This window comes from Lysinibacillus sphaericus, from assembly GCF_006864135.1.
Taxonomy (GTDB): Bacteria; Bacillota; Bacilli; order Bacillales_A; family Planococcaceae; genus Lysinibacillus.
In genome coordinates, this window is sequence record NZ_SADV01000011.1 from 32,517 (window position 1) to 46,174 (window position 13,658).

At 37.1% G+C, this 13,658-nt stretch carries 9 protein-coding genes, 3 pseudogenes and 1 other annotated feature; of the genes and pseudogenes, 5 read left to right on the top strand and 7 right to left on the bottom strand.

From position 1 onward, the window contains the following. The first annotated feature begins 151 nt into the window (after positions 1-151). Positions 152-1,723, top strand: a pseudogene (locus tag C7Y47_RS14415) (IS1182 family transposase). A 161-nt stretch (positions 1,724-1,884) separates the two neighbouring features. Then, positions 1,885-2,084, top strand: a binding site (T-box leader). A gap of 59 nt (positions 2,085-2,143) precedes the next feature. Beyond that, positions 2,144-3,307 carry a tryptophan synthase subunit beta gene (gene trpB / locus C7Y47_RS14420; protein WP_142509414.1) on the top strand — a complete coding sequence of 388 codons (1,164 nt, stop codon included), beginning with the start codon at positions 2,144-2,146 and terminating at the stop codon, positions 3,305-3,307. A gap of 43 nt (positions 3,308-3,350) precedes the next feature. On the opposite strand, the gene C7Y47_RS14425 is transcribed toward trpB, so the two are convergent. From C7Y47_RS14425 to C7Y47_RS14440, 4 genes and pseudogenes are all read right to left on the bottom strand, one after another. Then, entirely contained in the window at positions 3,351-4,976 is a 1,626-nt protein-coding gene (locus C7Y47_RS14425; protein WP_142509415.1) for a long-chain fatty acid--CoA ligase, read from the bottom strand. 277 nt (positions 4,977-5,253) lie between these two features. Continuing rightward, the gene (locus C7Y47_RS14430) at positions 5,254-5,886 is read right to left on the bottom strand and encodes a type 1 glutamine amidotransferase family protein (RefSeq protein ID WP_142509416.1); all 633 of its coding nucleotides are present in this window, start codon (positions 5,884-5,886) and stop codon (positions 5,254-5,256) included. Between the two features lie 75 nt (positions 5,887-5,961). Further along, positions 5,962-6,924, bottom strand: coding sequence for a helix-turn-helix transcriptional regulator (locus C7Y47_RS14435; protein ID WP_142509417.1), 963 nt, complete (start codon positions 6,922-6,924; stop codon positions 5,962-5,964). Positions 6,925-6,987: 63 nt separating this feature from the next. Beyond that, positions 6,988-7,558 (bottom strand): annotated as a pseudogene (locus C7Y47_RS14440) (recombinase family protein). Between the two features lie 43 nt (positions 7,559-7,601). Between C7Y47_RS14440 and C7Y47_RS26265 the strand changes: the two are divergent. Beyond that, positions 7,602-8,045: pseudogene (locus C7Y47_RS26265) on the top strand (DUF4158 domain-containing protein); the annotation flags it as partial. A gap of 7 nt (positions 8,046-8,052) precedes the next feature. After that, entirely contained in the window at positions 8,053-8,430 is a 378-nt protein-coding gene (locus C7Y47_RS26270) for a Tn3 family transposase (protein ID WP_142509418.1), read from the top strand. Between the two features lie 212 nt (positions 8,431-8,642). Here the strand turns inward: C7Y47_RS26270 and C7Y47_RS24965 are convergent, their stop codons facing one another. The 3 genes from C7Y47_RS24965 to C7Y47_RS14460 all read right to left on the bottom strand — a co-directional run bounded on the left by C7Y47_RS24965 (position 8,643) and on the right by C7Y47_RS14460 (position 11,992). Next, positions 8,643-8,816, bottom strand: coding sequence for a hypothetical protein (locus tag C7Y47_RS24965; RefSeq protein ID WP_185903497.1), 174 nt, complete (start codon positions 8,814-8,816; stop codon positions 8,643-8,645). Between the two features lie 228 nt (positions 8,817-9,044). After that, entirely contained in the window at positions 9,045-9,998 is a 954-nt protein-coding gene (locus C7Y47_RS14455; RefSeq protein ID WP_142509419.1) for an L-threonine 3-dehydrogenase, read from the bottom strand. A 320-nt stretch (positions 9,999-10,318) separates the two neighbouring features. Beyond that, on the bottom strand, positions 10,319-11,992 hold the full coding sequence (locus C7Y47_RS14460; RefSeq protein ID WP_255505187.1) for a methyl-accepting chemotaxis protein: 1,674 nt from the start codon (positions 11,990-11,992) through the stop codon (positions 10,319-10,321). A gap of 417 nt (positions 11,993-12,409) precedes the next feature. Between C7Y47_RS14460 and C7Y47_RS14465 the strand changes: the two genes are divergently transcribed. Next, positions 12,410-13,582, top strand: a complete 1,173-nt coding sequence (locus tag C7Y47_RS14465) for an FtsW/RodA/SpoVE family cell cycle protein (RefSeq protein WP_142509420.1) — start codon at positions 12,410-12,412, stop codon at positions 13,580-13,582. The last annotated feature ends 76 nt before the right edge of the window (positions 13,583-13,658 follow it).

Sequence of the window (13,658 nt, forward strand, 5' to 3'; positions counted from 1 at the left end):
CTGGGACATAACCCCTCTCTAAACTAAAAAGCCGGTGAAATTTTACGATCAGTAAAATTTCACCGGCTTTAAATTTTTTTCATAAAAAATAAGGACCACTTCTGATAAAATTAAGTCACCACAACCAAATTATACAGAAAGAAGGATCCTTATGTTTAAAGATTATAACATGAATCAATTAGTTTTGCCTTTAGATTTAGAAGTGAAGTTACAAAAGAATGATATTGTCTTCCATGTCCACCATTTAGTCGAAAGTATCCCGTCCAAAGCGTTTGAACCATTCCTTCGAAATGAGGGCTGTCCTGCCTACCATCCACGCATGATGCTTAACATTATCTTATGTGCCTACACGCAATCTGTCTTCTCAGGGCGCAAAATTGAGGCTCTTTTAAAAGATAGTCTTCGGATGATGTGGCTAGCTCAAGGGTATGAACCAACCTACCGCACAATCAATCGATTCCGTGTTCAACCAGAGGTGAAAGAGTTGATTCGTCAATGCTTCGTTCAATTCCGCTGCCAGCTAGTACAGGAAAAATTAATTGATCAGGAAGCTATTTTTATTGATGGAACTAAGATTGAAGCAAATGCGAACAAATTTACATTCGTGTGGAAAAAGTCGATTGAGAAATATCATAACGGACTAATTGAAAAGTCAAACCAGCTATACGATGAACTACTTGAAAAAGAAATCATCCCAGAAATTGAATGGGAAAATGAAAAGGAATTAGCATTGGAAGACCTCGCTCAAATGGTCAATAAAGTAGATGAAGTGATTTCTGAATATGATCGAAAAATTGAGGACTCATCAGATGTAGCAGAGCGAAAGGCTTTAGGAACGGAACGGAAATTTCCAAAGAAAGCCCGCAAACAATTAGTCGACTATATTGAACGCAAACTAAAATACCAAAGAGACTTCGAAATCTTTGACGAACGAAATAGTTACTCGAAAACAGACCCGGATGCGACATTTATGCGTATGAAAGATGACTATATGAAAAATGGTCAATTGAAGGCAGGTTATAACATACAAGTGGCAACAGAAGGTCAGTATGCGCTTGCCTACAGAGCATTTTTCCAAACCCAACGGATACACGTACATTAATCCCATTTTTAGATGAAATCGGACAACATTATTTTAAGCTACCAAAACATATCGTCGCAGATGCTGGATATGGCAGTGAACAAAATTATGATGATATCCTTTCGAATCGTAAGCGAGAAGCCTTAATCACGTACAACTTGTATGTAAAAGAACAGAAGAAAAAGTATAAGCAAAACGAATTCAATACAGCGAACTGGGATTATGATGAAGAAAATGATAGAATACACATGCCCAAACCAACAACATCTTGTATTTAAATATCGTACCACGAAAACGGATAAGTATGTTTTCGCGCGTGAGTTTTAGGTATATGAATGTGAAGACTGTTCCGGATGCCCCCTCCGTTCATTATGTACAAAAGCAAAAGAAGGAAATAATCGTAAGTTAATGGTGAATGAGAAGTGGGAACAACAAAAAGAATATGTGAGAGCAAAGCTTTCAGAAGAAAAAACGAGTACCCTTTATCGTCAACGTAAAATTGATGTGGAACCAGTTTTTGGATTCTTGAAGGCTAATTTGCGTTTCACCCGATTTTCTGTACGAGGAAAATCGAAGGTTGAAAACGAGATGGGCCTCGCATTAATGGCCGTGAATTTAAGAAAATTCACAGCCATTAGCTAAAAGCTATCTAGAGACAACATAAAAAATTAGAGAAATCCGAATTTGAATTCATTCAAATTCGGATTTCTCACTAATTGAAGCTAGTTATGTCCCAGCCTCTTTTTTTATTTTCTTGCTACTATTCTTGACAATATTCTGAAAATAATTTACAATTCTTTTCAATAAATGCTAAGAAAAAGAATAGTAGCAAGCGGGCGTACTTAAAGAGAGCTGATAGTGGTGCAAATCAGTAGTACGTACTTGCGAATGGGCTTTGGAGCAGCCTCATCAAATGTGAGGACGAATTTACTCCCCGTTACCGGAGTACGAAAGCGCGCAATTTATGCGAATGAAGGTGGCACCACGGTTACTCGTCCTTTTTACAGAAGGATTGTAGTGACTTTTTTTATGGGAAAATTAGAAAAGAGGAGTCGAGAGAAGATGAGTATAGTAGTAGAGAAAAAAGGATATTTCGGTGAATTTGGTGGAAGCTTTGTTCCTGATGAACTTCAAAATGTATTAAATATTTTAGATGAAAACTTCCAAAAATATAAAGACGATGAATACTTTAATAAAGAGCTAGATTATTATTTCCATGAATATATTGGGCGCAAATCTCCACTTTATTTTGCTGAAAATTTAACAAAACAATTAGGCGGCGTAAAAATTTATTTAAAGCGTGAAGATCTTAACCATACAGGTTCACATAAAATTAATAACGTCCTTGGACAGATTTTATTAGCAAAGCGCATGGGTGCTAATCGTGTGATCGCCGAAACAGGTGCGGGTCAGCATGGTGTAGCAACAGCAACGGCTTGTGCAATGTTCGGAATGGATTGCACAATTTATATGGGTTTAGAGGATACAAAGCGTCAAGCATTAAACGTCTTCCGGATGGAGCTTCTTGGTGCAAAGGTAGTAGCTGTTGATAAAGGTCAAGGGCGACTAAAGGATGCTGTGGATGAAGCATTTGCTGACTTAGTGGAAAACTATGAGACGACTTTTTATTTACTAGGTTCTGCTGTAGGACCTCACCCATTCCCTTCAATGGTCAAGCATTTCCAATCCGTCATTAGCCGTGAAAGTCGTGAACAAATTATAGAAAAAGAAGGCAAGCTACCAGTAGCAGTACTTGCTTGTGTTGGTGGCGGCAGTAATGCGATCGGTGCGTTTGCAGAATATATTGCAGATGAAAATGTTCGCCTCATCGGCATTGAACCCGATAAGGCAGCTACATTAAATGAAGGAACACCCGGTGAATTACACGGTTTCAAATGTTTAGTACTGCAAGATGCAGAAGGCAATCCACTACCAACGTATTCAATTGCTGCTGGACTAGATTATCCTGGAGCTGGTCCAGAGCATAGCTATTTAAAAACAATTGGTCGTGGAGAATATGTAACGGTGACGAATGAAGAAGTGCTTGAAGCATTCCAAGTGCTGTCAAAGGTTGAAGGAATTATTCCGGCACTAGAAAGCTCCCACGCAGTTGCTCATGCACTAAAACTTGCGCCAACATTATCACCGGAAGAGAGCATTATTATCAATATCTCTGGCCGCGGAGACAAAGACGTAGAACAAGTATTTCAAATGTTAAGTAGATAAAAAGTGAAAGAGCGACTTCCCTTTGTGGAAATCGCTCTTTTAACTATACAAATGAAGCTAATTTCGGATAAATTTCTGCGACATTATCTCGAAGCTTTGCCTTCAGGAACTTTCCAACTGATGTTTTTGGAATTTCATCTAAAAATACTACATCATCCGGTACCCACCATTTTGCAAATTGACTTTCTAAAAATGCCAGAAGCTCCTCTTCACTTGCCGCCATTCCTTCCTTCAATACTACACAAGCTAGCGGGCGTTCTTGCCATTTAATATGCGGAATTGCAATAACCGCCGCTTCCAAAACAGCATCATGGGTCATTAACGCATTTTCTAAATCAACTGAGGATATCCACTCTCCACCCGATTTAATTAAATCCTTTGTACGATCTGTTATTTTGATAAAGCCATCCTCTGTTCTTACCGCAATGTCCCCTGTATATAACCAGCCGTCACGATATGCATCATTTGTACGTTCATCACGATAATACTCGTGTGAAATCCATGGACCTCGCAAGCGTAACTCACCCATTGTTTCTCCATCCCATGGCACTTCGCCACTGTCATTAATAATGCTCGATTCTATACCGGCCATTGTCATTCCTTGCATTGCTCGCGATTCAATACGCTTTTCAATTGGCCAATCATCCATCCAAGACATATAATTTGATAACGCTACAATCGGCGTTGTTTCAGTCATTCCATACACGACGATATATGGAATGCCAAACTGCTCTTCAAATGTACGAATAAGTCGAGTAGGTGAAGCAGAGCCACCGCAACAAATAGCTCGTAACGAACTAATATCTCGCTCAAGCTTCTCTAGTTCCTGCAACGCGCCGATCCAAATTGTCGGCACTCCAGCTGTTAATGTAACCTTCTCCTGCTCTACTAAATCCAAAATAATTGCCGATGTGAATTGCGGGCCAGGCAATACCTGTGTAGCACCCACATTGACACTTGCAAACGGTAAACCCCAAGCATTTGCATGAAACATTGGTACAATCGGCATCACGACATCACGTTCAGAAATGCCCATTGAATCAGACATACTTAGCATCATACTATGTAGCACTAAACCCCGATGTGAATACACAACCCCTTTTGGATTTCCTGTTGTAGCACTTGTATAGCACATACCAGCAGGCTCCTCTTCTTCTATATCCTCTGGGAACTCATAGTTTTCATCTGCTGCTGCTAATAAATCCTCATATGATAATGCATTCGGTAATGTCGTTTCTGGCAAAGTATCCTCATCCGTCATAATAATATAATGTCTTACTGTCTTAAGCTCAGGTGCAATGTTTTCAATAATTGGTAGCAAATCTACATCAATTATTAAAATTTCATCTTCTGCATGATTAATAATATAAATTAAATGTTCTTCTGATAAACGAATATTCACCATGTGCAAAATAGCGCCAGAACACGGTACCGCAAAATAAGCCTCTAAGTGGCGATGCTGATTCCAGGCAAAGGAGCCAATTTTCATTCCTCTTGTCATCCCTAGCTTTGTAAGCGCATCCGCTAAACGACGGGTCCTCTTCGCCCATTGTCCATATGTTAGACGGTGAATCTTCTGTGGGCCCGTCCGTGAAATAATAGTCTTTCTAGCAAAATAGCTTTCTGCTCGTTTAAAAAAGTTTGTTAATACTAACGGCGTCTGCATCATATAACCATCCATCCCTTCGTCTTGTGAACTCCCTTTACATTACCTTTGTGAAATATTAATAGAGATATTTTGATTGAATACTATTAATATTCTGAATATTATTATATTGTAAAATCACAAAATACGCTATGTATTCCAAGGGGTATCGTCAGGAAAATGCGGATTTACAACGTTAAGGATTTTTCATTACTCCATAAGCATTTTTAAGTTATATTCAAAAACCATGCTTTGACATTTTCTAGAGCATGGTAATATCTGCTAAGTTGATTTTTTTAGCTCATTTATTTATTGAATTCATTAACTGGAAGAAGTATTCAGGTTTGTGAGTCTTATTTAGGTTATACCATGAATATAATGTATCTGGTGCAAATACATCTAATTTTTTCAGTACTTCCATCGCAAATTCCAGAGGAGCTACTCCTGATGCAGTAACCAAATTCTCACCAGATACAGCAGGTCCCATCTCATAAAATTTTTCTCCTTTATAATTAGGACAAACCATTTTAATATACTCTAAGTTATTGCTTGTATGCTTTCTAGAATCTAGGTATCCCATATTCGCAAGGGCCTCAGTTGCACCACAAATTGCAGCAACAATAGTGCCAAGCTTTAAAGCTTCGCCAATTTTTTTCATGATTGGTTGATGAATAACTTCTCCCCAAGTATTCCCTCCAGGCAAAACTAAAAGATCTTTACTCTCAAGAGTACACTCATCAAGAGAAATATCTGGTTTTATGCTCAGTCCCCCCATCGTAGTAATAATTTCATTATTAGCTCCTACTGTAACTACTTTTAAAGGTGCTATATCTTTTTTGAAATATCTTCCTGTGTTTAGTTCGGCAATTAAATATCCATATTCCCAGTCTGACATTGTGTTAAATACATATAGATAAACTTTTTTTGTTTGCATCCAATAACACTCCCAATCACAATTTATATAGCAATTATAATATAACTTCCCTGACAGCTAACGTCAGGGAAGTTATCATACTTGATGAAATTGTATTAATTCCGACAGAACTTCAACAAGTCTTTTCTTTAGACTTATTGGCTCAATAACTTGAATAGATTTACCGAACGGTAAAAGTAAATAAGGTATATATGTATGTACTATATCTTTTTCAAGAAGGAAAACTGCTTGATTTAAATTTCGTTCATGTAAATAATGTCCTAAAAACCAATGTTGGCAAACATCATTCAGCGTACTTTCATTTCCATTAATAACTAAAGAAGTAATCCCTTCCATATCTTCTATAGTTGGAAGGAGGTTTTTCATAAAAAAGTCACGTGCTGAAAAATTTTCTGGCCGGTTAAACTTATTTTCAGTTAGCGTTAAACTTTCAATTCGATCTACTCTAAAGCTACGGATATCATTCCTAAGATGACAAAATCCAATCACATACCACTTATTATTCCAATAGATAATTCTGTACGGATCGACCAATCTATAATTTAATTGCTTTTCGCCACTTCTATGGTAAAGAATTTTTACTGAGTACCCGTCAACTACGGCCTGCTCCAACTCTTTCAAAAAAGGTTCCATAGAGAGTGAACTTAATCGACTTATTACTTCAAGACTAGTTAAATGTTGGTTTATCTTTGTCTCCTGCTCTTGATTTGAGTATTTACTTAGTTTTGAAATGGCCCTATTTAGTGCTTCACCTCCATAATATCCGGCTTCTTCTGCAAAAACAGCAGCGTGAAATAGTGAAGTTTGCTCCTCAAAATCAAAAAAAAGAGGAGCCTCAATAAAATTGTTCAATAAAGTGTATCCACCGTTATGTCCTGGTTCTGAAATTATAGGTACGCCACTTGTTGAAATTGTATCAATATAACGATACACAGTCCTTATATTCATCTCTAACTTTTCTGAAATTTGTTTTGCAGTAATTTTTTCACCTGAACGAAGCATCCATAGAATTGCTAACATATTGTCAATTTTAGGCATATAATTCCACCTCTATAAGGAATTTATTTTCTATTATATATTTCCGATTTTTGGTATAACTCATCAACTGTTCCTTTCCGATAGCTTTCTATATAATGAGGCCCTAGACACATTTGTAATTTCACAAATTTGATTTACAGTCATATCTCCCTCTTTATAAAGCTTTACTGCATAATTCATTCCTGCATGATTTTATGGTACTCTTTAACCGACCTTTAACCTTTCCTTCTTTCTTAGCCAGTTCAATCCCTTCGCGCTGCCGCATACGGATAAGATCACGTTATAATTGGTTTACACCCGCCATAACCGTAATTAAGAATTGGCTGTAGGGATTATCTTCTGATAAATCTAACCATGTATCTTTTAAGGATTTTAAATTTGCCTTTTTCCGTATGTTATCGATTAATTCAAATAAATCTTGTGTACTACGAGTAATCCGAGTTAAGTCCGTAACATAAATGATGTCACCTTCATGTATATCCTCTAACATTTTTTGAAGTTGCTCACGATCTTTTGTTGCTCCAGAAACTTTTTCTTCAAAAATAATATCCATTCCGATTTCATTCAGTTGCTGAAATTGCCTTGAAGGATTCTGGCTAGTTGAACTGACACGTATATAACCGATTTTTCGCAAAATATCACCTCATTTTTGAGACAAGTCTTATGAGACGCTCTTAATTAGGTTTTTATCAGTCTCCTACACTTGTATCAATAGAGTACACTCTATTGGAAGAGAAGAAAACCGTTTACGGTTCGCTGTTCAATTAGCCGTTCTTCGGTATCCCGGTTGGCCATACACTCATATCAAAAACATCCCGGATTCAGTCATACATTATATATCGAAACAAATCGGCGCTACTCCATCTTCGCTTAGTCTTTATCCTCAAAGAGAAAATACACTTTGGGATCATTTGAAAGAAATTCGTAGTGAATACAACTTTTTAACTTTTACTCTAAAAGAATATCGAATGACATTTAAGCACCTTCATCAATTGGCTTTGGAAAATGGTGATGCTATTCATCTACTACATGAATGCATCGATTTTCTAAGAAAAAACAAAATCATATTACCTGCTTTCACTACACTTGAAAGAATGGTGTGGGAGGCAAGGGCAATGGCTGCTTATTATGGGGAAATTAGGTCTATTCAAGACAAAACAGCTTAGCTACAGCCTTACGCGAAATGGAACGAATAGAAAAAACAATCTTTATCATGAATGGGCGGCAAGAGCTACTTTCTTCGGAAACAAGGAGAGCTTAGGGAACGAACCATATCAACATCAGCTTCAAAGGGCCAGTGCTTTAAACATAATTATCAATGCCATTAGTATCTGGAATACTCTACATCTAACAAAAGCAGTTGAATATCAAAAACAGACAGGTAGTTTTAATGAAGATTATATGTCACCTTTAGGCTGGGAACATATTAATTTACTAGGAGAATACCATTTTAAATCGGAAAAAGTGATCTCATTAGATTCTTTAAGACCACTAAAACTTTCTTAACGTTGTTAAAAATGGGGGAATCTTCTTGAAAATGGGCTTAGCGTTGTAAATCCGCATTTTCCTAACGGTACCATCCAATAATTCCCTTTTTTGTTGTTAACTTTTTCTAAAAAAATAATAATAATTAAAAAGAGATGAAGAAAACTAAATCGTTTTCTTCATCCCATGTTGTTGAAAAACTACGCAAAACGAGGGGGTGAATTCCGTTCCTGCTATGCGCTTTGTTGTTGCTGTTGCTGCGCTTTCGCACAGATAAAATCATTTGTTGCTGACGCCTCGTTACACTGCGCTTTCGCACAGATAAACATTAGTTGCTGACAAGCTTTCTGGGGACGTCCGATGAGCCGCTTCACTCGCGTTGTCTCATCTGTGACACTGATCCCCAAGGAGTCCCCCAGCCTCCACTCCTTCAACCACTTCACATAGTCTGTATCTTCCAGCATTTTAACACTGTTTGAAGTCAATTCTCGATGAAGGTGTAGTATAACGTTCACTTGAAACAGAAATATTCCATATCAATTATGCCTCGGCATAATTGCATCCGGAATCAGCCAGCATTCACATTAAAGGACGAAGAAAACTAAATTCTTCGCCCCACTTTTAGGAATTTTTATTTATGAACAGGCTTTTGTCTGTAGTTTAATTTTTAATTTATCTAGCATATCAACTGTCATTCTTGCTAGATCATACTGCGCTTTAAAGCCCCATTCTTTTTGTGCGGCTTCTATATTTAAAGAATTTGGCCAGCTATCTGCTATCGCTTGACGAACCGGGTCTACATTATAATTCATACGAAAATGTGGCAAATGCTTGTTAATTTCCGCTGCAATTTCAGATGGCTCGAAGCTCATTGCAGTGATATTAAAGGCATTGCGATGTATTAGTTTGCTACTATCGGCTTCCATTAAATCTACAATAGCTTGCAATGCATCTGGCATGTACATCATGTCCATATACGTACCTTCTTGAATATAAGATGTATACTTCCCTTGCTTGATCGCCTCATAGAAGATCTCTACCGCATAGTCTGTTGTACCGCCTCCAGGAGGAGTTACGTATGAAATTAACCCAGGGAAGCGTACACCGCGAGTATCTACACCAAAACGATTGAAATAATAATCACATAACAGCTCACCAGCAACTTTATTTACCCCATACATTGTTGTTGGACGCTGTAATGTATCCTGTGGCGTATTATCCTTTGGTGTCGATGGACCAAATGCGCCTATTGAGCTCGGCGTAAAAAATTGCAAGCTTAATTCACGCGAAACCTCCAACGCATTCATTAAACCGCCCATATTTAAATTCCACGCTAGCAAAGGATTTTTTTCTGCGGTTGCCGATAATAACGCCGCTAAATGCATCATTGTATCTGCACCAAAATCTTTCGCTAAATCATGCATTCTTTGTCCATCCGTCACGTCCAATACTTCAAATGGACCTTTAGAATGCTCAAGCTTCCGGATATCTGTCGCTAACACATTGTCCTCTCCATAAATACCACGAAGTTTTTCTACAAGCTCAGAACCTATTTGACCTAGTGCTCCTGTAACCATTATCTTTTCCATTTCTCCAAACCTCCACCTGTGAACAATTGTACTTTCCGAAAGTACAATAATATATAATCAAACATTGATTTAATAACATTTCTGATGAATTTCATTATAAAGTGTTCATATTAAAAATACAACCACAATATTTTCAATTTTTAAAAACAGAGCAAAAAATCCTTTACCAACAGTATATGAGACCTATAAAATATTGTGCTAGAAAAACATATAAAATACATATGTACGACTCAGGTGTACACTCAAGCGATATAAATTTTGTTTAATACCACTCAAAAAAAGAACCTCCTTTGTTGACAAAGAAGATCCTTTTGTTCTTATTAAATACGGAAACGCTTTACGGCTATTTGCAAAACTTTTGATACCTTATGTAGCTCTTTAATATAATCATGGAATTGCTGCTGTGCTGTTAATTGATCGGCTGTTAATGTAGCTACATGTTTAGTGGATGCTGCATTCGTATCAGAAAATGATGTTAACATTACCGCATCTTCACTAACCTTTTTCGTATGGTTGGCAATTTCTTGAATAGTCGTAGATACTTCCGTTATATATGGCTTCATTGTATGTACTTTTTCTAAAATATGATCGAAGCTTGTTGCCGTATCTCCTGTAACCTGCACTCCCTTTTCAGTTGCGACTAACACACCCTCCATCATTTGCACAGCATAGCTGGAATCTAAATGAATATTTTGTACAATGGACGTAATCGTTTGGGTTGAAAGAACGGTTTGCTCTGCAAGCTTGCGAACTTCATTGGCCACCACCGCAAATCCTTTACCATGCTCCCCTGCCCTAGCAGCCTCAATAGATGCATTTAAGGCTAGAAGGTTTGTTTGCGCAGTAATTTTTTCAATTACTTCAACCATTTGATCGATTGTAGCTGCTCTCTCTACAAGATTAAAAATGGCCGTATTCGATTGTTCAACTGCGAGTTTAATGGCCTGTATTTGAGTTAAATTCGCCTGTACAATTTCCGTACCACTTTCTGCATCACTCGCAGTTTTATGAGCAAAATTTTCAACAACCTGCACTTTCTCTAAAATTACTTGCACACTATTTAGCACTTCCTCTAGAGATGCTGTATTCGAAGCTAATTTTTTAGTAGAAGCAGCAGTTGAATCTGAAATAGACTGTATATCCTTTGCAATTTTGTGCGTCGTGTTAGACGATTTTTCGGAGGATTCCTGCAGTTTCCCAGTCATTTCTTCAACCTCATGTGCACTTTTTGATACTGTATGAAGTAGTCTTTTCACCTCTGTTGTCATCTGATTATAAGACAATACTACCTCGCCCAGCTCATCCTGCGCCACATAACTGGCATTCGCTGTGAAATCCCCCTGCTCCGCACGCTTTAATAATGACTTCAATTGACGCGTTGGTATATTCACAGCTTTTGTTGCTACAAAACCTATACAGATTACTAACAAAACAACAAATAAACATACTCCCCCTAATAGCCAATAACCAAATTGCACATCTTTCTGGTATGCCTGTTGCTGTTCTTTAGCCCGCTGAACCAAATAGCTTTGAGTTTCTTCTAATAATGAATGACTTTGCTGGCTTACAGATAAATAAGACTGACTATAAAATTGTTGCTGTTCTTTTTGGCCCAATTGTTTATAGTTATTGATCATTTCTACCTGCTGTGCAAGTAAAGTTTTAAATTTTTTTATCTGATGGTTCATCTTTTTATCGATTTCTAGACTTACTAAATGTTCTAAAGGCTGCTCAGCGTTTTTTAAAATGACAGTCATTTCTTGATAAGCTCCGGCTGAATCTACTAAATAATCTAATTGTCGTTGTGATTCCTCTAGTTCATTTAACCATCCGATCGGTACAAGTCCTTCAGTATAGCTTTCACTTGCATGCCATGACATTTTCCGTAAATAATCAACACTAAAAATACCTAGCAATACATTTGATAGTACACAAACAATCATCAGTATAAGTAACTTGTCCTTCACCATTATGTATCGAAAAAAATGCATCATCTCGGCTCCTTCTCCAACTCTTACCAATAATGATAGTATGAAGATTTAAAGCCAGTGTTATGTTTTTGTAAAGATTGTACGAAAAGTTGTGAAAATTATCCCATTACTCCTAATATAATCGGCGCATATTCCCCTCAGGGTAGCGTGATATTAGTCCTCATTTAAAAATACCATCAGGAACATATCAGTTCGATTCGGAAATTACCTTCACATTGTGATGAAAAGCTTCACTTTCCTCGTACCCCCATTGCTTTGCTCGGGATATAAATCAATCATACGGTATCTTACCCATAAATTAAGAGTGTCTAATGTAAAATTAGTTTGCGATTTGTAATTTTTGTAATAATCATTTAACTTGCAACCTATTGCATTTCCTATCGTTGTCTATTAATAGTGTGCTAAAAAGGAGGTGTTTGAATGTTAAAAATTAATAAATTAGATAAAAGTTTAGTCATTAGCTTGTCATTGCTCGGTATTATAAGTTGTCTCTTTGTTCATTCCAGCAGTACGGTGTTTGAGCAGTATACAAGCTCGTTTATTATAAAGCAGTTTTTTTATTACCTAATCGGATTTTTAGTTATGTATGGAGTAGCAACGCTTGATATTGAGCAACTAAAAAAAATTGGATGGCCATTTTATTGGGCGATGGTCTTGTTAACATTTGCTTTATTTATTTCACCCGAAAGTATAGCCCGAACTGTCAATGAGGCGAAGCGTTGGTACCAAATTCCAGTTTTGGGGTCGTTTCAGCCGTCAGAGTTTTTAAAGTTCGCGCTTTTAATTGTTGTCAGTAAGGTCATTGTTGCACATCGAGAGAAATATGTGCACCCTACCTTTTTAACGGATATGCGGCTCCTTTTCATAATTGCTGCTATCACCCTCCCGCCTACGCTTGCTGTCTATAAACAGCCTGATACGGGTATGGCGATGATCTATATGTCGATGATTATACCGATGATTTTCTTTTCAGGTATACAAAAAAAATTGCTGATCTTCTTTACTGCTATTCCTGTATCAATTCTCAGCGTTGTGGTTATTCTTTATGTAAAATTCAATGAATTTTTCACAGATAAAATTTTAAATAAATTATCAGGACATCAAATTTCTCGAATTTACGGCTGGTTGCAGCCTAATGAGTATCCAGATTCATCTTATCAAACTAGGCAGGGATTTTCGGCCATTGGTACAGGGCAGTTTACTGGAAAAGGTTACATGAAAAATAATGTCTATGTCGTGGAAAAGCATACCGATTTCATTTTTGCCAACATCGCTGAAGAGTTCGGGTTCATTGGAGGAGCATTTGTCATTACTCTTCTGTTTTTTGTTATTTACCGTATTGTTCTCATTACAGTAGAAGCAAAGGACCCATTTATGACACTAATGGGAGCAGGCATTGCTAGTTTATTAGCCTTCCAAATTACACAAAATATCGGTATGACAATTGGACTTTTACCTGTAACAGGTATGACTTTGCCATTTTTAAGTTATGGCGGTAGTTCCCTCATATCAAATTTTATGTTAATGGGCATTGTGATGATTATCTACAATTCTTATAGCGGCTACATGTTTAAAACAACAACAAAGGAGTAGGTGAAGGTTTGTATGAACAATATTTTAAAAAAGAGAATTTTATTATTATTATTCCTGGCAGGAATTGTTTTGTTCA